Annotated in this window: 19 protein-coding genes; 3 read left to right on the forward strand and 16 right to left on the reverse strand. The window is 75.7% G+C overall.

Annotation, left to right across the window (positions count from 1 at the left end):
• Nucleotides 1–77: 77 nt before the first annotated feature.
• The 3 genes from ACIGHB_RS12740 to ACIGHB_RS12750 all read right to left on the reverse strand — a co-directional run bounded on the left by ACIGHB_RS12740 (nucleotide 78) and on the right by ACIGHB_RS12750 (nucleotide 3,276).
• Nucleotides 78–1,580: an FUSC family protein gene (locus ACIGHB_RS12740; RefSeq protein WP_399912305.1), complete on the reverse strand. Its 1,503-nt coding sequence runs from the start codon at nucleotides 1,578–1,580 to the stop codon at nucleotides 78–80.
• Between the two features lie 267 nt (nucleotides 1,581–1,847).
• On the reverse strand, nucleotides 1,848–2,528 hold the full coding sequence (locus ACIGHB_RS12745) for an ankyrin repeat domain-containing protein (RefSeq protein WP_399912308.1): 681 nt from the start codon (nucleotides 2,526–2,528) through the stop codon (nucleotides 1,848–1,850).
• A gap of 187 nt (nucleotides 2,529–2,715) precedes the next feature.
• A complete protein-coding gene (locus tag ACIGHB_RS12750; RefSeq protein WP_399912310.1) occupies nucleotides 2,716–3,276 on the reverse strand; it encodes a heme-binding protein in 561 nt (186 codons plus the stop codon).
• Between the two features lie 360 nt (nucleotides 3,277–3,636).
• Between ACIGHB_RS12750 and ACIGHB_RS12755 the strand changes: the two genes are divergently transcribed.
• Together ACIGHB_RS12755 and ACIGHB_RS12760 are read left to right on the forward strand one after the other, a co-directional pair.
• Entirely contained in the window at nucleotides 3,637–4,131 is a 495-nt protein-coding gene (locus ACIGHB_RS12755) for an Lrp/AsnC family transcriptional regulator (protein ID WP_360311065.1), read from the forward strand.
• Nucleotides 4,132–4,443: 312 nt separating this feature from the next.
• Entirely contained in the window at nucleotides 4,444–5,064 is a 621-nt protein-coding gene (locus ACIGHB_RS12760) for a DinB family protein (protein WP_360311064.1), read from the forward strand.
• Between the two features lie 24 nt (nucleotides 5,065–5,088).
• On the opposite strand, the gene ACIGHB_RS12765 is transcribed toward ACIGHB_RS12760, so the two are convergent.
• Complete coding sequence (locus ACIGHB_RS12765; protein ID WP_399912315.1) at nucleotides 5,089–7,323, reverse strand: SpoIIE family protein phosphatase; 2,235 nt, start codon at nucleotides 7,321–7,323, stop codon at nucleotides 5,089–5,091.
• A 187-nt stretch (nucleotides 7,324–7,510) separates the two neighbouring features.
• Entirely contained in the window at nucleotides 7,511–7,993 is a 483-nt protein-coding gene (locus ACIGHB_RS12770) for an SSI family serine proteinase inhibitor (protein ID WP_399912318.1), read from the reverse strand.
• Between the two features lie 839 nt (nucleotides 7,994–8,832).
• Here ACIGHB_RS12770 and ACIGHB_RS12775 point away from each other — a divergent pair.
• Nucleotides 8,833–9,591, forward strand: a complete 759-nt coding sequence (locus ACIGHB_RS12775) for a carboxymuconolactone decarboxylase family protein (RefSeq protein ID WP_399912322.1) — start codon at nucleotides 8,833–8,835, stop codon at nucleotides 9,589–9,591.
• On the opposite strand, the gene ACIGHB_RS12780 is transcribed toward ACIGHB_RS12775, so the two are convergent.
• The 11 genes from ACIGHB_RS12780 to ACIGHB_RS12830 form a co-directional block, all read right to left on the reverse strand.
• Nucleotides 9,548–10,072: a GNAT family N-acetyltransferase gene (locus tag ACIGHB_RS12780; protein ID WP_399912326.1), complete on the reverse strand. Its 525-nt coding sequence runs from the start codon at nucleotides 10,070–10,072 to the stop codon at nucleotides 9,548–9,550. The genes ACIGHB_RS12775 and ACIGHB_RS12780 overlap by 44 nt on opposite strands.
• The gene (locus ACIGHB_RS12785; protein ID WP_399912328.1) at nucleotides 10,069–10,686 is read right to left on the reverse strand and encodes an isochorismatase family protein; all 618 of its coding nucleotides are present in this window, start codon (nucleotides 10,684–10,686) and stop codon (nucleotides 10,069–10,071) included. The genes ACIGHB_RS12780 and ACIGHB_RS12785 overlap by 4 nt, the downstream gene beginning before the upstream one ends.
• A gap of 46 nt (nucleotides 10,687–10,732) precedes the next feature.
• Nucleotides 10,733–11,692, reverse strand: coding sequence for a hypothetical protein (locus ACIGHB_RS12790; protein WP_399912331.1), 960 nt, complete (start codon nucleotides 11,690–11,692; stop codon nucleotides 10,733–10,735).
• Nucleotides 11,689–12,915 carry a DUF2306 domain-containing protein gene (locus tag ACIGHB_RS12795; RefSeq protein WP_399912334.1) on the reverse strand — a complete coding sequence of 409 codons (1,227 nt, stop codon included), beginning with the start codon at nucleotides 12,913–12,915 and terminating at the stop codon, nucleotides 11,689–11,691. The genes ACIGHB_RS12790 and ACIGHB_RS12795 overlap by 4 nt, the downstream gene beginning before the upstream one ends.
• 102 nt (nucleotides 12,916–13,017) lie before the next feature.
• Entirely contained in the window at nucleotides 13,018–13,584 is a 567-nt protein-coding gene (locus ACIGHB_RS12800; RefSeq protein ID WP_399912337.1) for a helix-turn-helix transcriptional regulator, read from the reverse strand.
• A gap of 23 nt (nucleotides 13,585–13,607) precedes the next feature.
• A complete protein-coding gene (locus ACIGHB_RS12805; RefSeq protein WP_360311046.1) occupies nucleotides 13,608–14,000 on the reverse strand; it encodes an STAS domain-containing protein in 393 nt (130 codons plus the stop codon).
• Between the two features lie 350 nt (nucleotides 14,001–14,350).
• Entirely contained in the window at nucleotides 14,351–15,790 is a 1,440-nt protein-coding gene (gene rox / locus ACIGHB_RS12810) for a rifampin monooxygenase (RefSeq protein WP_399912340.1), read from the reverse strand.
• Nucleotides 15,791–15,945: 155 nt separating this feature from the next.
• Nucleotides 15,946–16,518, reverse strand: coding sequence for a GNAT family N-acetyltransferase (locus ACIGHB_RS12815; protein WP_360311042.1), 573 nt, complete (start codon nucleotides 16,516–16,518; stop codon nucleotides 15,946–15,948).
• Nucleotides 16,519–16,682: 164 nt separating this feature from the next.
• Nucleotides 16,683–16,889, reverse strand: coding sequence for a cold shock domain-containing protein (locus ACIGHB_RS12820; RefSeq protein ID WP_360311040.1), 207 nt, complete (start codon nucleotides 16,887–16,889; stop codon nucleotides 16,683–16,685).
• A 233-nt stretch (nucleotides 16,890–17,122) separates the two neighbouring features.
• Nucleotides 17,123–17,452, reverse strand: a complete 330-nt coding sequence (locus ACIGHB_RS12825) for a hypothetical protein (RefSeq protein WP_360311038.1) — start codon at nucleotides 17,450–17,452, stop codon at nucleotides 17,123–17,125.
• Between the two features lie 129 nt (nucleotides 17,453–17,581).
• Nucleotides 17,582–18,994, reverse strand: coding sequence for an aminopeptidase P family protein (locus ACIGHB_RS12830; RefSeq protein ID WP_360311036.1), 1,413 nt, complete (start codon nucleotides 18,992–18,994; stop codon nucleotides 17,582–17,584).
• Between the last annotated feature and the right edge of the window lie 100 nt (nucleotides 18,995–19,094).

The following is a 19,094-nucleotide window of genomic DNA, read 5'->3' on the forward strand; positions in this document are numbered from 1 at the left end:
GTCGCTGCGACCGGCCGTCTCGCGCCGACGGTAGCAGGCGGTCTAGACCAAGTTCGATCAGCTGGGGGCCGGTGCGGTCAGGAGCGGACCAGGAGGGAGCCCGGCGGGGTGCGGAGCGGCTCGTCGAGGGCGGCGAGCAGCCGCTCCAGGCCGCTGACGTGGCCGAGGGCGGCGGGGGCCGGGATGTGAGCGGTCTCGGGCCCGTCGGCCTGCCGGAGCGGGGCGGGGGCCGGCGCGCCGGGCGAGGTGAGCCGCTCGACGGCGGTCTCGACCCGCCAGCAGGCGGCGGCGAGACGGGCGTCGTGGCTGGCGTCCGGGTCGGCGGCGACGGCGGCGAGCCCGCGGACCTCGGCGGCGCACTCGTCGAGCAGGGCGAGGACCTGGCGGGCGCGCGTCTTGCGCTCGCGGAACGGGCTGAGCGGGTGGACGAGCGGGGCGACGGAGAGCCGCACCCGGCCGAGGAGCAGGTCGAGCTCGGCGACGTGCGGGCTCGGGTCGGCCCGCTCGTCACCGGCGAGGCGTCGCTCGGAGGCGGCCGTCGCGGCGTGGACGGCCCGCAGCGCGCGCTGGATCCAGGCGTCGTTGATGGCGTGGGTGGTGACCGGGAGGATCAGCAGGACGGCGAGGGCGGCGCAGACCGCGCCGACGACGGTCTCCTCCAGGCGCAGCACCAGGAGCGCCGGGTCGAGGACGCCGAGGAGGCCGTAGAGCAGCCCGGCCATCACGGTGACCGCCAGCATCATCCAGCTGTAGGAGAGCGGCGCGGTGTAGAAGATCCCGAAGACGCAGACCGCCACCAGAAGGGCGGTGGGCAGCGGGGCGCCGTGCAGCGGGATCGCGACGACCATGCCGACGGCGATGCCGAGCAGCGTGCCGAGGAAGCGGCGGAAGCCGCGGACCAGGGTCTCGCCGCGGGAGACGGTGTTCACGAAGATCCACCAGGTGGTGCCGACGGCCCAGTACCAGCGGTCCTCGGACAGCACCTGGCCGACGCCGAGCGCCACGGCGCAGGCGGCGGTGGCCTGGACGGCCTGCCGGGTGGTGATCCGCGCGAGACCGGTGCCGGGCAGCGGGGCGGGCGCGGCGGGCGGCGGGGTGCGCCGCTCGATCGGCCAGAGCGCGAAGCGCACGGTCCCGGCCGCCGCGAGGGCGATGCCGACGGCCGCGTACAGCTCGGGGAGCTGGCCGGGGACGGCGTGCAGGAACTGGGTGCTGAAGAAGTTCATGAAGGCGAAGATGCCGAGCGCGTGGCCGCGCGGGCCCCAGCGCCGGGCGTAGACGCCGCAGAGGACGACGAGCAGGAAGGCGGAGTCCCGCAGGAGGGTGTGGTCGTGCAGCGTGGTGGCCAGCGCGAGGACCGGGAAGCCGGCGAGCGGCAGCAGCAGGGTCGTGACGGCCTGCCCGCGGACGGTGGCGTCGGTGACGGTGAACAGGGCGAGCAGCGCCGCCAGTCCTCCGGTGATCGACGCGGTCAGCGAGAAGCCGGCCAGCTCGGCGACGGTCACCGCGAGCGCGATGCCGAGTACGGCGCGCAGGCCGGTCCTGAGCCGGAGAAGCCCCGGATCCGGAGCCATGAACATCCTCTTCACGACGGTCGGCCGCCCCCTCGTCTTGCCGCTCGCCCTCCCGTGGGCGGTCCCCGGGGTGGTGGGGGGCGCACGGACACGACGAAGGCGCCGCCGTCCGGGGCGGCCTCGTCGCCGTCCCGGCGCCGCGGCGCCGAAGTTGTCTGATGGATACAAGGGAAACACCGACCGGGCCCTTGGCTCAAATCGCCCTCGGAGAGCTGAGCCATTGGTCCGGTCTTCGCGCGTCACACCGGCCCGGTTGCGGGCCATCGGACCACCTCAGGCGAGGGCGGCCGGAGCGACCGGGGCGGCTGAGGCGGCCGGAGCTGCCGGTGCGGATGAAGCGGCCGGAGCGGCCTGGGTGTGCCGCAGGAGGGCGGCGAGTGCGGTGTGGCCGCGCCGTTCGGCGTGCTCCAGGGCGGTGACGCCGTGCGCGTCGGCCAGCCCGGGGTCGGCGCCGGCGGCGAGCAGCAGCGCGACGGTCTTCTGGTGGGCCGGGCCGCCGTCGCCGAGGATGACCGCCTCCAGGAGCGCGGTCCAGCCGAGGTCGTTGACGTGGTCGACGTCGGTCGGGGTGTCGCGCAGGACGGCCCGGACGTACGGCACGTGGCCGCGTTCGGCGGCGGGGATGAGGCTGGTGCCGCCGAAGCGGTTGGTCAGCCGGAAGTCGGGGGCGGGCTCCGCGGCGAGCAGCACCCGCAGCATGGCGACGCTGCCGGTGGCGCCGGTGGCCAGCCAGGGGCTGTCGTGCCGGGCGTCCACGGCGTTGACGTCGGCGCCGGCGGCGACGAGCGCGCGGGCGGTCTCGACGTGGTCGCCGGCCACGGCGAGGAGCAGCGGGGAGCGCAGCTCCTCGTCGCGGGCCTCGGTCCGGGCTCCGTCGGCGAGCGCGGCACGGACACCGTCGGCGTCGCCCCGGCGGGCGGCGTCGAGGAGGCGGCGGTCGGGTGAGGCGGTCACGTCGGTCTCCTCTGGGACGGCGGCGGACTCGGGACGGTTCGTACGGTGCGTACGGGGCGGATCGGCTCACGCGCCCGGCCGTACGGCGGCGGGCGGGGGGTGACTGGACCGACGGCGTCCGGGCGGGCGTGCCCGGACGCCGTCGGGGTCTGCGACCCGGCCGCTCGCGCGGCGGGGGGCGACGGGCCTACTTGGCGAGGGCGTCGACGCCGGCCTGGGCGAACTTCTGGTCGAGGTCGCCGGAGGGGGCGCCGGCGACGCCGATGCCAGCGATCGGGGCGTTCTTCGCGGTGACGGGGGCGCCGCCGCCGAGGAAGAGGGTGCCGGGGATGTCCTTGAGGTTGGGGGCCTGCTCCAGGCGCTTGACCAGTTCGGTGGTCGGGGCGTTCCAGGAGACGGCGGTGTACGCCTTCTTCTCGGCGGACTCGTAGGACTGCGGGCCGGCGCCGTCGCCGCGGAGGGTGACGAGCGTGTTGCCGTTGCGGTCGACGACGGCGACGGAGACGCGCTGGTTCTCCTTCTCGGCGGCGTCGAGGGCGGCCTGGGCGGCCTTGGTCGCGGCGTCGATCGTCAGGTGGGTGCTGGACGTGGTGTCCTTCTTCTTCGCGTCCGCCTTGGCGACGGCGGCGGCGGGAGCGGCGGCCGGGGTGGCGGCGTTCGCGGAGACCGCGCCGAAGGCGCCGGCGCCCAGGGCGACGAGGGCGGCGCCACCGGTCAGGACACGGGCACGCTTCGAGATCTGCTTCATGGACGGTCACTCCTCGGACTGCTACGGGGCGGGATCGGACCGGTGGGAACCGGCCCGCACGACCGGGCGGCCGACTCGCCGTCCCGCTCTGCACTCCATCCTGGGTGCGGCCCCGCGCCCGTACGGTCGGCCCGGCGGATGGTCGTCCGGCCCCGCCCGGCGGACCGCGGGGTCAGCCGATCGGACGACCCCGGCCCGGGCGCGGAGCGGGTACGCGCGCGGGGAGGGACCGTACGTGCCCCTCCGGAACCGCCGCCTCCGCGCCGGTTACAGTCGGGACCGTCCCGGCGGATCGGCCCGCCGGGCGGACGATCGCGCCGGGGCCCCGACTCCGGCGGGGCACGGGGAGGCCGGCACGACATGGCGGTGGACGAACTCGACACCCGCATCCTGCGGCTCCTGATCGAGCAGCCGCGCACCAGCGTGCGGGAGTACGCGCGGATCCTGGGCGTCGCCCGGGGCACCGTGCAGGCCCGCATCGACCGGCTCGAACGCGACGGGGTGATCACGGCCACGGGCCCGGTCCTCTCCCCCGCCGCGCTGGGGCATCCGGTGCTGGCCTTCGTGCACGTGGAGGTCACCCAGGGGCACCTGGACGAGGTCGGCGACGCGCTCGCCTCCGTGCCGGAGATCGTCGAGGCGTTCTCCATCACCGGCGGCGGCGATCTGCTGACCAGGGTGGTGGCCCGGGACGCGGGCCACCTGGAGGACGTCATCCAGCGTCTGATCCAACTACCGGGCGTGGTCCGCACCCGCACCGAGATCGCGCTGCGCGAACGCGTCGCCCACCGGATGCTGCCGCTGGTGGAGTCGATGGGCCGCGGGGGCGGGGAACGGCGGGCTGGGGGCCGGTGAGCCGGACGGCCGTTGTGGGGACCGGTGAGTCGGATGGCGATCGCGGGGCCGGTGAGCCGGATGGCGATCGCGGGGCCGGTGGGCCGGATGGCGATCGCGGGGCGGTGGGCCGGACAGCTGGCCGGGACTGGACGCTGGGCCCGGAACAGGGCCCTGCGGCCTGCGGCAGGACCGTGGGGTCCGGGTTCTGGCCCGGGGGCGGGCGCGCGGCGGCAACCCGGCTGCGGGTGCGCCGCATTAACTCGGGTGCGGGTGTCGGTGGGTGCGTGTCAGGGTACGCACGCACCCGTCCCCGCCCTCCGGAGCCGCATCATGGCGATCCCCGCCCGACTCGTCCCCCTCCTCGCCCAGTTCGACTTCGCCCGGCAGCGGCTGACGGACCGGCTGTCGGGGCCGGTGGTGGACAGCGGCGACGGCACGGACGTGCCGGTGGGTCCGATGACGGACGCCGAGTACCTGTGGGAGCCGGCGCCCGGCTGCTGGTCGCTGCGGCGCGTGGCGGACGGCCCCGGCCCGGCCGCCGAGCGGCTGGCCGGTGCCGGCGAGTGGGGCCGGGAGACCGCCCCGTATCCGCATCCCGTGCCGCCGCCCTTCACCACCCTCGCCTGGCGCCTCGCGCATCTGAGCGAGATGCTGGCGCTCCGTGCCGACCACACGAACGGCACCCGTTCCCTGACCCGGGACGACCACCGCGCCGCAGGTGACGCCGCCGGCGCGATCGCCGCCTTCGACACGGCCGCCGGGGCGTGGCGCGCGGCGCTGCTCTCGGTCGGCGACGAGGAGCTCGACACCGTCGGACACTGCACCTACCCGCACGGGAGCGACGCCGAGGAACCGTTCCTGGAGATCGTCTGGTGGGTCAACCAGGAACTCCTGCACCACGGCGCCGAGATCGCCCTCCTGCGCGACCTGTACCGGATCCGGAGCGTGTGACGGCGGCCGCCCGGGAGGGACGGGTCAGCCGATCGTCGTCCGGGCGAGGACGAGCGCCACGTCGTCCTGGGCCGGGCCGACGAGCAGCCGGTCGAGGACACCGTCGCAGATCTCGTCCAGCGGGCCGTCGGCCCGGCCGAGGGCACGGCCGAGCTGGCGCATGCCCTCGTCGAGGTCGCGGTCCCTGGCCTCGATCAGCCCGTCCGTGTAGAGCACGAGCAGCGCGCCCGGAGGCAGCGGGAACTCCTCCGTGCCGAAGTCGTGCGCGCCGGTGCCGAGCGGGGTCCCGGGCGGTCCCTGGAGGAACGAGACCGCCCCGTCGGGCGTGACCACGGCGGGCGGCGGGTGGCCGGCGCGGGCGATCGTCCAGACGCCGGTGGCCGGGGAGTGGACGGCGTACAGGCAGGTCGCCATCGTGTCCTCGCCGAGATCGGCGACGACGGCGTCGAGGGAACGCAGCATCTCGGTGGGCGGGATGTCATGGCGGGCCAGGGTCCGTACGGCGGTGCGGAGTTGTCCCATGACGGCGGCGGCGTGGATGCCGTGGCCCATCACGTCGCCGATGACGAGGCCGGTGCGGCCGGCGGGCAGCTCGATCACGTCGAACCAGTCGCCGCCGACGTCGTGCGCGCTCGCGGGCAGGTAGCGGCCGGTGAGTTCGAGGCCGGTGACGGCCGGCAGGGCGCTGTTGGTGAGGCTGCGCTGGAGGGCGAGGGCGGCGGCCCGCTGGGTGGTGTAGAGCCGGGCGTTGTCGATGTTGAGCGCGGCCCTGGCGACGACCTCGTCGATGAGCACCGCGTCCTGGTCGTCGAAGGGTTCCCGGGTCTTCAGACGGGTGACGGTGACGGCGCCGAGGACCTGGCCGCGGGCGACGAGCGGCACGGTACGGGCCGAGCCGAAGCGGGTCGACAGGTAGCCGCGCAGCGACGCGGCGGCCTGCCCGGGGAAGAGGACCGGGATGTCGGCGGCGGTGAGGAAGGTGGGCCGGCCGGAGAGGACGAGCCGCTCGTACGCGGAGTCGACGGGCAGCTGGAAGGTCTGGCCGGGAGCCAGGAGCGGGTTCGGCGGCACCGGTTCGGGGAAGACGGCCGCGATGCGGCGCAGCACGCCCCGGGAGGAGGCGGCCGGGTCGTCGGGCTCCAGGACGGATTCCAGCATCTGCACGTCGGCGGAGTCGCAGAGCTGCGGTACGAGGAAGCGGACGACCTCCTCGGCGGTCTGGCGCAGGTCGAGGGTGGTGCCGATGCGCGCGCCGGCCTCGGAGAGCAGGGCGAAACGGCGCCGGGCCCGCTCGACCTCTATGTGCGCCTCCTGGCTCTCGGTGATGTCGACGAGGGAGGCGATGAGGCCGAGGGGACGCCCCGACCTGCCCGAGGGGTCGGCGCCACCGTCGGCGTGGTCGACGGCGGGGGTGCCGGTGGGGGTGCCGGGGCCGCCGGTGTGGACGGTGTCGGGAGAGGCGGGGCCGTCGGTGTGGTTGACGGCGGGAGCGGTGGGGCCGCCGGTGTGGGCGGTCGCCGGCCCGGAGCGCGGGCCGCGGTCGAGGAGGGGTGCGTAGGAGCAGGACCAGATGTGGTCGCGGTCGGGGTCGGCGGGCGTGCGGCCGACGCGCCGCGCGTCGATGACGGGCGTACGGGAGTCGAGGACCTGCCGCATCAGGGCCTCAAGACCCGCGGCGTTGACGCCGGGCACCACCTCGGTGAGGCGCCGGCCGACGTGTTCGGCGGCGGTGACGCCGTTCATCCGGGCGAGGGCGTCGTTGACCCGCAGGAAACGCAGGTCGGGGCCGAGCAGGGCGAGCCCTATGGGCGACTGGGTGAAGAGGCTCTCCATGGCGGCGAGGTTCTCCCGCATCCGCAGGACCTCGGAGGTCTCCACGGCGATGAGCATCGCGCCCGGCCGGCCCGTGGGGTCGGCGGCGGGCACGATCCACATCTCCATCGGAACCATGTGGCCGTCGCGGTGCCGGACCGGCAGCGTGCCGACCATGGTCTCGCCGGCCTGGACGCGGCGGGTGAGCCGTTCGGCGAGCTCCCGGTTGGCGTCGGGGACGAGGAGCGGGGTGGCGGGGAGGCCGAGGACGTGCTCGGGGCGGTGGCCGAGGAGGTCCTGGGCGGCGAGCGACCATTCGACGATGCGCCCCTCGGCGTCCTCGCGCCACAGGGCGATCGGCAGCAGTTCCCGGAGCACGCCCGCGTCCCCGACGGCCGCTCGCTGCGGCTGCGGAACCCTGCTCGGCGACGACTGATGAGCGTCCACGCATCGACCTACGCATCGGCTTGGCCCCGGGGGGCAATCCCTACCGAATCACCCTAGCCGAGGTGCCCTCGGGGGGCTTGCGCGGCGCATCCGTTCGGCTGCGCACCGCTCGCCCCCGCCTCGGGGTCGTCGCCGCCCCGCCACAGGGCTCACCGGAAGGCTCGCCAGAAGGTCGCCGGAAGGCGCGTCAGAAGGCGAAGACGGCGCCGGTACGGGCGTTCAGCTCGCAGGTGTTGCCGTACTGGCGGCTGAAGGAGACCGGCCTGCCGCGCCAGATGCCCTCGGCGCGGACCTCGACGGGGTCGTAGAGGAGGACGCACGCGGTGTCGGAGTCGCGCTCGACCCGGCCCTGGCGCGCGTCCAGGTCGGCACAGGCGGCCTCGGCCCGGGGGTGGTCGCCGCCGGCCGGGTCGCAGAGGAGGGTGACGGTGCGCGCGGCGGGGGCGGAGGGGGCCACGGCGTCGGGTGAGGGCGCGGTGGTGGCGGGGGCGGGTCCTGAGACGGTGAGCCGAAGGGTGGTGGTGGGGGCGGGGGCGGGGACGACCGTGGCGCCGGGGCCGTCGGGCGAGGCGGGGGTCGTGGGGGCGGCGGGGGTCGTGGGGCCGGCGGAGGCCATGGGAGCGGCGAGGAACAGGGCGGCCAGCAGGGCGGCCGGGAGGTGCGTGTTCATGCCGGGCCAACGACACACAGGGAGCGACGGTCACCGCCGGGGGCGGTGCGGCGGGCAGCGGGCTGACGGGCGAGGTGGCGGGCTGGCAGCGAGGGTACGCCGTGTCCCGGTGTGGCGAGGACTCGCCGCCGACGGGGGCCGACCGACGGCGTGAAGTCGCCGCCGGCGGTACCAGGCAAGGGGGTGAACCGGGGCGGCGGAGTGGCCCGGACGGGCGTACCGGCGGCGGTCGCCGCTTGACCTGGCGGACGCCCCGGACTGGGTCTTCCACGGCCCGCCCCGGCCGCTGCTGCGCGCCCGGGACGCGACGGCCGCCTGGCGGAAACCCGAAGCAGGTGCAGTCCAGGGTCGGCTTCGGGTGCGGGTGCGGGTGCGGGGCCGGGGCCGGCTACGGGACCGAGGCCGGGGTCGAGGCTGGGGTCGGGGCCGGGGTCGGGGTCGAGGCCGGGGCCGAGGCCGGGCCGGGGCCGGGGTCGGGGTCGAGGCCGGGGCCGAGGCCGGGCCGGGGCCGGGGTCGGGGTCGAGTCCGGGGCCGAGGCCGGGTCGGGGCCGGGGTCGAGGCCGGGCCGAGGCCGGGCCGGGGCCGGGGTCGGGGTCGAGTCCGGGGCCGAGGCCGGGTCGGGGCCGGGGCCGGGGTCGGGGTCGAGGCCGGGCCGAGGCCGGGTCGGGGCCGGGGTCGGGGGCGAGGCCGGGGTCGGGGTCGCCTACGGGACACGCTTCGGGTGCGGAGGCAGGTCCGGGTCCGGGGCCCGGTCCCGGTCCCGGTCCCGGGCCCGGCGCGGGAACGATCTCCACCCCCTCGCCGTTATACCCCCCACGGGTATGATGAGGAGGATTCCATGACCACGACCAGCGCCACCGCCCGCCGCCTGCCGGCGCTCACCCCCGACCAGGCCCAGGGGCGGGCCCGCGAGCTGCTCGCCGACATCGTGGAACGGCACGGATCGGCGGGCGAGATGGTCTCCACGATGGCCAACTCGCCCGCCGTGATCGAGGGTTACCTGAGCCTGTCGCGCGCCATGAAGCGGGTGAAGATCCCGCGCGCGCTGAGCGAGAAGCTGTCGCTCGCCGTCCAGGAGTGGATCGGCTGCGGCACCTGCCGCGAGGCGCACGCGGCCGCGGGGCGGGCGGCCGGGCTGAGCGAGTCGGACATCGCCCTGGCCCGCCAGGGCACGTCCACCGACCCGCGCGAGGCCGCCCTCATCGCCCTCGCCCTGAAGGTTTTCGCCGAGCCGGGTGGACTCGGGGACGCCGACGTCGCCGAGGTGCGGGCCCACGGATGGAGCGACCGGGTTATCGCCGAGGTGGTCGGGGTCGTCAGCCTCAACCTGCTCACCGCGCCTTCAACCTCCTCGCCGGCATCCAGCCGGCCGCCGAGGAGGAGACCTCCTAGGGCGTGTCTGACCATTGGCGTCGGATCAGGCCGGGTCGTCCGGTGCGTGCGATCGGCGTGCGGCCGGGGCGCCCTTGTAGCGGAGCTACTTGGGCGTTTCGGCCGTGCGGCGAGCGTGCGTGCCGGGCGGGCCGGACCCGACGGGAATGGTCAGACACGCCCTAGACCGGCGCGGGGGCCGGCAGTTCCTTCTCCATCAGCGTGAAGGACTTCGGCGGTCCGCCCGGCTGGGGCTTGCCGTCCTTGCGGCCGACGGCGCGGTAGCCGGCGCGCTCGTAGTAGGAGGTGAGCTTGGCGTTGGCGGTCAGGCAGTCGAGCCGCACCCGGGTGCGGCCCGCCCCGGCGACGCGGCGCTCGGCCTCGGCCAGGAGCAGCCGTCCGGTTCCCGGCGCCGCGTGGCGGTCCACCATGAGCCGGTGGACGTAGCCGGCGACGGGCGGCTGCGGCCCCCAGGCCGCCTCGTCGTCCCACCACAGCTCCCAGGCCCCGGCGACGCGCCCGGCGCTCTCCGCGAGCCAGACCTCGCCGTGCGCCATGATCCGGCGGAAGTGGTCCTCGCCCAGCTCGCCGGGGCTCCACTGGCCGGTGACGCCACGGGCCAGCATCCAGCGGGCGGCGTCGTCACGGAGGCGTACGAGGGTGGCGAGGTCGGCCTCGCGGGCCGGCCGGTGGCGCAGGGCGGTCATGCGGCCGATCCTGCCACGGCGTCCCCGGGGGACGGCGGGCCGGGCGGGGCGGTGAAGGAGACGGCGGCGGCCGGGGCGGTGACCTCCGCGTCGGAGCCGAGCGCGTAGGCGGCGACCCGGGAGACCACCGCCGCCGGGACGGCGTCGGCGACTCCCGGGACCGCCGGGCAGTCCTGGGTGGCGTGGGCGTCGTACGGGACCACGACCCGGTAGCCACGGGCCAGCGCCGTACGGGCGGTGGCCTGGACGCACATCTCCGACATCACCCCGCAGACGGCGACGGCCCGGGTGCCGTGTCCCGCGAGCAGGCCGCCGAGCCCGGTCTCCTGGAAGCCGTCGTCGTGCGGCTTGCGGACGACGGCCTCGGCGGGGCCGGGGACGACGGGGTGGTGCAACTCCCAGCCCGGGGTGTGGGGTTCGTCCTCCGCGCCGGGCGGTCCGTCGTTCTGGAGGTGGACGACGAGCGCGCCGGCGGCGCGGGCGCGGGCGAGCAGCGCGGCGGTCCGGTCGACGAGCCGGGCGGCGTCGGGCACGGCACCGTCGCCGGTGACGAAGGCCGACTGGACGTCGACGACGATGAGCGTGTCCACGGGCGGGAGCGGCGGGGTGGTCATCGGGCCATCATCACGCGTCCGCCCCGCCGCCTCCACGGGGTTTCGATCACCGCGCCCCGGGGCCGGCGGCGCCCGGCCCGGCCGGCCGGCCGAGCAGCAGTCGGCCGGTCACCCCGGTCGCCAGCAGTCCGGCGAGCAGCGCGAGGAGGGAGACGGCCCCGCCCGACGTCCAGTCGACGGCGGGCGCGCGGGCGGCGAGCACGACCCCGCAGGCGACGGCGACGAGCGGCACGGCGCGGACGGCGGGCCGGCTGCGGGCCAGGTCGTCCTCGGCGAGCGAGGTGAGGACGCCGACGCCGAGCGCGAGCGCCCACACGCCGAGCCCCTGGGCGTCGGCGCGGTTCACCGCCCAGGGCACGAAGGCGCTCCAGAAGCCCGGGAGGAAGAGGAGCCCGGCGCCGATGCCGAGCCAGCCGGAACCGAGGACCGCGAGCAGCGGCTTGGACCAGCCGGGTATCGGAGCGGTCGAGGTCCGGGCCGGGGCGCCGGCGGGCCTGCGGTACTGGGCGGCCAGACAGCCGACGGCGGCGAGCGCGAGGACGGCCACCACCGGCACCCAGCCGAGGCTGAAGAGGACCAGGAAGAGCGGGCCGCCCTCGGCGACGCGGAGCGAGCCGGCGTTGAGCAGGGTGACGGCGAGCAGGCCGACCATGACGACGACCAGCGGCAGGTAGAGGCTCCGCACCTCCTCCCAGGTGTCGGCCCGGCGCAGCGTGAACAGCGCGGGCGCCACGCCCACCATGGCCGCGCCGATCAGGGCGGGGCTGAGCGGTTCCGGAGAGACCCAGGCCCCGGCCGCGTACCCGGCGGCGCCCGCGACGGCGAGGAGAGAGCCGACGCCGAGGCTGACGACGGCGACGACGGTGCCCAGGACGGCCACGGCGGCGGAGAGCTCGCGGCCGGGCACGGGCGAGGGAGCGGCTGAGGCGGGAGCGGCCGACGGGTTGGCGGCGGAGGGGGTGGTGGACGACGGGTTGGCGGACGAGGGGGTGGCGGACGTGCTCATCGGCCCTCCTCCCCCGCCGGTCCGACGACGGCGGCTTCCGGAGCGGCGGCGGCTCCCGAGGCGGCCGTCGCCGTCGGCGGCGGTTCCGGGCTCGGGCGGCGGCGGAGGAGTTCGCGGCCCGCGAGCACGCGGAGGCTGACGACGGTGACGGCGGTGTAGGCGAGCGTGCCGCAGCCGATGCCGGCGGCGGCGACGAGGGCCGTCGCCCGGTCCAGGCCCATGGCCCGTTCCAGGACGGGCACCATGACCGCCGAGAAGGCCGGGGCGAGGAGCAGGGCCGCGAGGTGGAGGCGCCACTCCTCGCGGGCCCAGCCGTTGCCGGAGCGGCGCGCGCCGGCGGCACGGGCGGCGAGGACGGCGTACGTGACGGCGTACGGCACCAGGTAGGCGAGGATCAGTCGGCGGCCCGCCGTGCCCTGGTCGAGGAAGGCGGGGACGAGCGCGGCGAGGCCGGCGGCGCCCGCGAGGTGGGCGAGGACCAGCACGGGGCCGGGCGCCCAGCTGCCGGTGACGCCGGGGACGGAGGTGCGCCGGTCCAGGGCGCGGGTGGCGAGCAGCGCCCCGAAGGAGACCAGGGCGCCGAGGTGCATGATCGCGACCCGGTTGATCTCCTGGATCGTCAGCCCCGGGTAGAGGGTGGGCAGGAAGCCCCATTCGAGGCGGAGCAGCGGGGCGGTCATCAGGAAGCCGTAGCAGAGCAGCAGCCAGCGCTGGTGGAGGTCGGGGTGGCCGGTGAGGGCGGCGAGGACGCCGAAGGTGACGCTGCCGACCGTGCCGACCAGGATGACGGCGAGGACGACCCAGAAGGCGGCGCCGCTGAAGGCCCGCTCCGGGGGTGTGCGGACCAGGTAGACGGCCGCGCCGGCCATCGACACGTAGACGGTCGCGGCGAAGACGAAGCCGAGGGTCCGGTGGAGGCGGACGCGGCGGCGGACGGCGGTGAGCAGCTGCACGGGGCCGAGCAGCATCAGCAGGCCGCCGAGGACGGAGTGGACGATGAGCGGCACGAGGCTGCGCCCGTACGGTTCGAGCCGGTCGCGGACGGCCTCTGCGACGAACTCGGGCGACACGGTACGGCCGAGGAGCCACTCGCCGAGGGCGGGTGCGCCGGGGCTGGCGTAGGGCCAGAGCTCGGTGAAGGCGATCGGTGCGTACGCGAGGCAGACCGCCGTCAGCGCGACGATGGCCACCCTTCCGCGTCTGGTGCTGGTCGGACGCCCCATGGCGGCTCCCCCTCTGCGATAGTCCACTCTGGACTATGGAGGAAGGTAGGGCCGGTTCCGGCCGGGGTCAACCGGTCGGTAACAAAGCGGTGTTACCGGGGGTCAGCGCTGATCGGCCCCGTCGGCGCGGTCGACGCGGTCGGCCTCGCCCTCCGGGGGCTCGCGGTCGCCGACCCAGCGCCAGAAGTCGACCATCATCCGCTCGTACCGGATGCCGAACTCCAGCGCCTCGCGCTGGCCCCGGGTGAGCAGGTCGCCGACCTCGGCCGCCAGCCCCTCGTACTCCTCCAGGGTGCGCCGGTGCTCCTCGGTCTGGACGGGGGCGTGGACGCCGGGGCTCGCCCCGAACCAGAGCTTGAGGATGCCCCGTTCGCGCGCCTCGACCGGTACGAAGGAGGGGTCGGCGAGCCAGCCCCGCAGGGCCGCCGTCCCCTCCTCGGTGAGCCGCATCAGGCGCCGGTTGCGGCCGCCCTCCTGGCGTGCCTCCGACAGCAGTCCGGCCTTCAGGAGCCGGTCGCACTGGGCGTAGACCTGCGCGTGCGGCACGGACCAGAAGGGGGCGACGGTCCGCGCCGCCTCGACCTTGACGTCGTACGGACTGGCCTCGCCCAGCTTGTCGATGATGCCGAGGACGAGGAAGGAGGACGTGGTCAGCCGGACTTCAGACATGGGGCCGACCGTATCGCGGGGCCTCAGACGGGGTGCTCGGCCCGCGCGCGGGGACCGGAGAGCAGCGGGGGCGCGGGCAGCGGGCGCAGGGCGGGTTCGGGGGTGAGCAGGTCATCGAGGCCGGTGAGGCGGATCAGGCGGAGGATCCACGGCTGGTCGCAGACGAGCTGCCAGTGCGCCCCGCGCGCGCGGGCGCTCCGGGCACAGTGGGCGAGCAGGCCGAGGCCGGTGGCGTCGCAGAAGCCGAGCGGGCGGATGTCCACGGCGAGGGCGTCGGCCTCGCGGAGGAGGGCGTCGAGTTCGGGTCGCAGATGGCGGACGAGGACGAGGTCCAGTTCGCCGCTGAGCACGGCGACGGTCAGGCCGCCGGCCGAGCGGACGGCGAGGTGGGGGTCGTGACGGGGGATCAGCTGCATCGGACGCTCCACAGGGTGGGTCCAAGTGTCACGTCGAGCGTGGCCGCAGCGCGGGCGGGAGGGACGTTTCACCTCGGCCTCAGTCACCTGATTCGGTGAATGGGCGGCCAAGGGTTTGCCGGACGGGCATACGAGGGGTCAGAGCGCGGCCCCGCGCCCGTCCCCGCGCGCCGTCCCCCGTCCCCATCCCCGCGCGCGCCGTCCCCCTCCCCGTCTCGCCCGCACCCCGTCTCGCCCCCACGCCCCTCCCGCCCCCGGACCCGCCCCCGGACCCGCCTCCGGCAGGGGGGACGACGAGCCCGGCCCGAGGGCGTCCGTCCGCCGCCCGGCCCGGACGGCGGGCGGTCCGGTCAGCCGGCGGTCGGCGTCCCGAACCAGCGCTCCAGGCGTTCCCGCAGCTCCGCCTGGTCGTCGCCGACCCAGACGACGTGCCCGTCCGGCCGCAGCAGCGCCGCCGGCACGTCCGGCTCGCCGCCCGCGCCGGCGACCCGCTCCACCCGGTCCTCCCAGCCCTCCGCCGAGAGCCTCCCGGTCCGGTCGAGCAGGAGCCCGCGACCGCCGCGCGCCGCCTCGAAGAGGCGCCCCTCCTTCAGCGGCACGTCCCGCAGCCGGCGCCCGACCAGCGGGTCCTCGCCCTCCCCCGCGTAGTCATAGCGGAGGTCGACGGCGGTGATCTTCCCGATGAGGTGCCGGTTGACCTGGTCGAACTCCATCAGCTCCGCGAGCAGCCGGCGCACCGCCCGCGCCCCCGGCTCCTCGGACATCAGCTCCATCTGGGCGCGGGTGTTGTCGAGCACGGCGGCGGCGACCGGATGACGCTCGGAGTGGTACGTGTCGAGCAGCCCCTCAGGGGCCCAGCCCAGCACCTCGGCGGCCAGCTTCCAGCCGAGGTTGAAGGCGTCCTGCACGCCGAGGTTGAGGCCCTGGCCGCCGGTCGGCGGATGGATGTGGGCGGCGTCTCCGGCGAGCAGCACCCGGCCCTCGCGGTACCGCTCGGCCTGCCGGGTGCCGTCGCCGAAGCGGGACAGCCAGCGGGGCTCGCGCACCCCGAAGTCGGTGCCGCCCACCGCGACCAGCCGCTCCCGCAGTTCGTCGAGCGTCGGCGCGGAGCGGTCGCCGGAGAGCCCGGCGGCGGGCACGACGACGCGGTACAGCCCGTCGCCGAGCGGCATCACGCCGTACCGCAGGCACGTCTTGCGGACCTCGGCCACGACCGGGACGACCTCCTCCCACGGGACCCCGATCCGCACCTCGGCGATCAGCGTCTCGTGCCGGGCGGGCAGCCCGGGGAAGCCGATCCCGGCGAGGGCGCGCACGGCGCTGCGACCGCCGTCGCAGCCGACCAGCCAGCGGGCGCGCAGCCGGGTGCCGTCGGCGAGCTCCGCCGTCACGCCCTGCGCGTCCTGGTCGAGTCCGACGAGCTCCCGGCCGCGCCGGATCTCCACGCCCACCTCGCGGGCGCGCTCGTCGAGCAGTTCCTCGGTGACGTTCTGCGGGATGCCGAGGACGTACGAGTGGGCCGTGTCCAGGCCCTCGGGCCAGCTGGTGCCGAGCCCGGCGAAGAAGCCTCCGACCCGGTACTGCTGCCCCCGGGCGAGGAAGCGGTCGAGGAGGCCGCGCTGGTCCATCACCTCGATGCTGCGGGCGTGCAGCCCGAGGGCGCGGCTGTGCCCGCTGGGCTCCGCCGCCTTCTCCAGGACGAGCGGGCGCAGGCCCCACAGGCGCAGCTCGGACGCGAGCACGAGCCCGGTCGGCCCGCCGCCGATCACCAGGACATCGGCATCGAACATGGATGTTCCCCCATCTGTGTGCGGTACGGCCGCCGATTCTGCGCCCTGGTGGGGGCCTTGCCGCAAGGCCCCCCGTGCGCTATACGTTGAAGAGGGCGAGGAACCGGTGGTTCCCCGCCTTCGTCGTGTCCGGGGCCGGGGCGCCCGCCCCGGGGTCAGCGCAGGTCGAGCCGCATCAGGATCCGGGGGTGGCCGGCGAGCACCGAGGTGGTGTCGGCGGCCTTCACGAAGCCGGCCCGCTCGAAGTTCTTCCGAAGCCCGGCGTACGCCATCGTCATGTCCACCCGGGCGTCGCCGTTGTCCAGCGGGTACGCCTCCACCACCGGCGCCCCGTGCGCGCGGGCGAACTCGACCGCGCCCGCGATCAGGGCGTGGCTGACGCCCTTCTTGCGGTGGCCCGGACGGACGCGGACGCACCAGAGCGACCAGACCGGCAGGTCGTCGACGTGCGGGATCTTCCGGTTGCGGGCGAAGGTGGTCTCCGAGCGGGGCGCCACGGCCGCCCAGCCGGCCGGCTCGCCGTCCTCGTACGCGAGGACGCCCGGCGGGGGCTCCTCGGCGCACAGTCCGGCGACGTACTCGCCCCTGGCCGGTCCGCGCAGCTCGTTGTTCAGCCGGGAGGGCACGCGGTAGCTCAGGCAGAAACACACATTGGCCGTGGGCGACTTGGGGCCGATCACGGCGCGGACGTCCTCGTAGACGGAGGCCGGACGCACGTCGATGGTCATGCCTCCACCCTGGCACGCGCGGCCCGGCCCGGCAGGCCGTACGGAGCCTTGTCATGGACCGATCCGAAAACCCGTACCACGTGCGCGGCAGCGGCCTCCTCACGGGCAACGCCCGGTCCGACCGGTAGCGGGCCGCTGCTCCGTACGGGGCAGGCCGGCCCGGGTCAGGTGCGGAGCTCCCGCGCCTCGAAGCGGCCCTCGCCGAGGACGAGCACGAAGGTGACCTGCTGGCCCTCGGAGAGGGAGCGGACACCGCCCTCGATGTCCTCCGCCCGGAAGTGGACGGGTTCCTCGGAGCCGACGGGCAGGACGAACCCGTAGCCGGCGCGGCGGTTGAAGGACTGTACGAATCCGGTGGTGCGGTGTCCCACGGCGACCTCCTCGCTCCGGGCGCTCACGGCGCCCCCACCGGATCTGTACCCCGTGGGCGGCGCCCTCGCCAGCCGGGCGGGGAACGGCCGCGCGGAAGGCCGCCTCCGATCCGGGACGGGTACGTGACGGAGCCGGGCGGTCCGGCGGGTCCCGGGCCCGGCGCCCTCGCGGACGCCCCTGGCCGACCTGGTCGACCGGGTGTCCGCGAGGGAGCCGTGAGCCCGGCGGGGGCTCAGGCGACGACCTCGTAGGTGAGGGTGTAGTCGCCGCCGTCCTCGACGAACTTGTACTCCAGTTCGCCGAGGCCGAGTTGGGCCCGGCCCGCGTAGAAGCGGCCGAGCAGGTCGTCGTCGTCCGGGGAGTCGGAGTCGAGGAGCTCGACCCGCGCCCGGGTGCCGAACTCGACGGGCGGGACACCCGACAGGTCGGCCGTGTCCCGGTCGTTGAGGCCGGGCGATTCCGCGCCCCACACCTGGACGCCGTTGACGAGCAGGCGCTGCTCGTCCTCGCCGGTGTCGTCCTCGGTCCTGGAGCAGTAGAGCGAGATGAGACGGAGCCTCATGGGCCACCCCCAACTGAGCGGAGTTCCGGTGCCTCTCGACCGTACGGACGCACCGGAATCCGGACAACGGAGTGCGGCGCTCCGCCGCCGCGCGCCCTCGCGCCCCCTTCCCGGGGGCGCGGGAGCGGATCAGCCCGCGACGCGGGCCATCCACTCCTCGACCTCGGCGGAGGTACGGGGCAGGCCGGCCGACAGATTCTCGTGGCCGGCCTCCGTGACCAGCAGGTCGTCCTCGATGCGGACGCCGATCCCGCGCCACTCGGCGGGCACCGTCAGGTCGTCGGGCTGGAAGTAGAGCCCCGGCTCGACGGTGAGGACCATGCCCGGCACGAGGACGCCGCCGACGTACTCCTCGGTGCGCGCGGTGGCGCAGTCGTGCACGTCAAGACCGAGCATGTGGCCGGTTCCCGCCATGGTGAAGCGCCGCTGGAGGCCGAGTGCGTAGGCGCGGTCCACCGGGCCCTCGATGAAGCCCCACTCCACCAGGCGGGCCGCCAGGTGGCGCTGGGCGGCCTCGTGGAAGGCGCGGTAGGGGGCGCCGGGCTTCACCGCGTCGAAGCCGGCCTGCTGGGCCTCGTACACGGCGTCGTACACCTGCCGCTGGACGGGGGTGAAGGTGCCGCTGATGGGGAGGGTGCGGGTGACGTCGGCCGTGTACAGGGAGTTCGTCTCGACGCCGGCGTCGAAGAGGAGCAGCTCGCCGGGGCGGACCGGGCCGTCGTTGGCCGTCCAGTGCATGATCGTGGCGTGCTCGCCGGCGGCGCAGATGGAGCCGTAGCCGACCGAGTTGCCCTCCAGGCGGGCGCGGCGGAAGAAGGTGCCCTCGATCCAGCGCTCGGAGGTGGCGACGGCCGTGGACAGGTCGCCGATGGCGTCGGTGAAGCCGCGGACGGTGGAGTCGACGGCCTTGCGCAGCTCGCCGATCTCCCAGGCGTCCTTGACCAGGCGCAGCTCGCTGAGGACGTCCGCCAGCTCGGTGTCGCGCTCCTCGTCGGTGGTGACGGCCGCCTCCAGGGCGGGGTCGACGCCCCGGACGACACGGGTGGGGACGCCGGCGCCCGCGGCGAGCTCGCCGGCCGCCTCGCGGACGTCCCGGCAGGGCAGTCCGAGGACGGTCTCGGCCTCGGCGAGGGAGAGCCGGCGGCCCATCCACAGCTCGGCGGTGTAGCCGATCCAGAAGGTGTCGTCGTCACGGCTGTCGCGGGGCAGCTGGTAGCAGTACGCGTCGTGGCCGCCGCCCTCGCGCGGCTCCAGGACGAGCGCGCAGTCGCGGGCCTGGTCGCCGGTCATGTGAACGTAGCCGGAGTACGGGCGGAAGGGGTACGTGTCGTCGTTGGAGCGGACCTTGAGGTTGCCGGAGGGGATCACCAGGCGCTCGCCGGGGAACCGCGCGGAGAGCGCGGCCCGCCGGGCGGCGGCGTACGGCGCCTGCGGGGACTCGGTCAGGTCGTGCCGCTCGGTGTCGGCCCAGCCGGTCCGCATGAGCGCGGAGAGCTCCTCGGATATGCCGTCGTACAGGCCGTTCTTGCGACCCTTCGCCACGTCGTGCTCCTTCGTCGAGAATCCCGGGGGACACCGCCGGTCGTCGGCGGCTCACGGACCGTAGCCCGCCCCGGGGCGCCGTGGGGCCGAGGAGTGCCAG

It is taken from the genome of Streptomyces sp. NPDC085460 (genome assembly GCF_044541975.1).
Lineage (GTDB): Bacteria > Actinomycetota > Actinomycetes > Streptomycetales > Streptomycetaceae > Streptomyces.

Coding starts and splice junctions, on each gene's coding strand:
- ACIGHB_RS12790 (WP_399912331.1), bottom strand. CDS start 11,692: ATGAGCACGTCCGCCACCCCCTCGTCCGCCAACCCGTCGTCCACCACC.
- ACIGHB_RS12815 (WP_360311042.1), bottom strand. CDS start 16,518: ATGACCATCGACGTGCGTCCGGCCTCCGTCTACGAGGACGTCCGCGCC.
- ACIGHB_RS12750 (WP_399912310.1), bottom strand. CDS start 3,276: ATGAAGCAGATCTCGAAGCGTGCCCGTGTCCTGACCGGTGGCGCCGCC.
- ACIGHB_RS12780 (WP_399912326.1), bottom strand. CDS start 10,072: ATGACCGCCCTGCGCCACCGGCCGGCCCGCGAGGCCGACCTCGCCACC.
- ACIGHB_RS12795 (WP_399912334.1), bottom strand. CDS start 12,915: ATGGGGCGTCCGACCAGCACCAGACGCGGAAGGGTGGCCATCGTCGCG.
- ACIGHB_RS12740 (WP_399912305.1), bottom strand. CDS start 1,580: ATGTTCATGGCTCCGGATCCGGGGCTTCTCCGGCTCAGGACCGGCCTG.
- ACIGHB_RS12770 (WP_399912318.1), bottom strand. CDS start 7,993: ATGAACACGCACCTCCCGGCCGCCCTGCTGGCCGCCCTGTTCCTCGCC.
- ACIGHB_RS12785 (WP_399912328.1), bottom strand. CDS start 10,686: ATGACCACCCCGCCGCTCCCGCCCGTGGACACGCTCATCGTCGTCGAC.
- ACIGHB_RS12755 (WP_360311065.1), top strand. CDS start 3,637: ATGGCGGTGGACGAACTCGACACCCGCATCCTGCGGCTCCTGATCGAG.
- ACIGHB_RS12775 (WP_399912322.1), top strand. CDS start 8,833: ATGACCACGACCAGCGCCACCGCCCGCCGCCTGCCGGCGCTCACCCCC.
- ACIGHB_RS12825 (WP_360311038.1), bottom strand. CDS start 17,452: ATGAGGCTCCGTCTCATCTCGCTCTACTGCTCCAGGACCGAGGACGAC.
- rox (WP_399912340.1), bottom strand. CDS start 15,790: ATGTTCGATGCCGATGTCCTGGTGATCGGCGGCGGGCCGACCGGGCTC.
- ACIGHB_RS12800 (WP_399912337.1), bottom strand. CDS start 13,584: ATGTCTGAAGTCCGGCTGACCACGTCCTCCTTCCTCGTCCTCGGCATC.
- ACIGHB_RS12760 (WP_360311064.1), top strand. CDS start 4,444: ATGGCGATCCCCGCCCGACTCGTCCCCCTCCTCGCCCAGTTCGACTTC.
- ACIGHB_RS12805 (WP_360311046.1), bottom strand. CDS start 14,000: ATGCAGCTGATCCCCCGTCACGACCCCCACCTCGCCGTCCGCTCGGCC.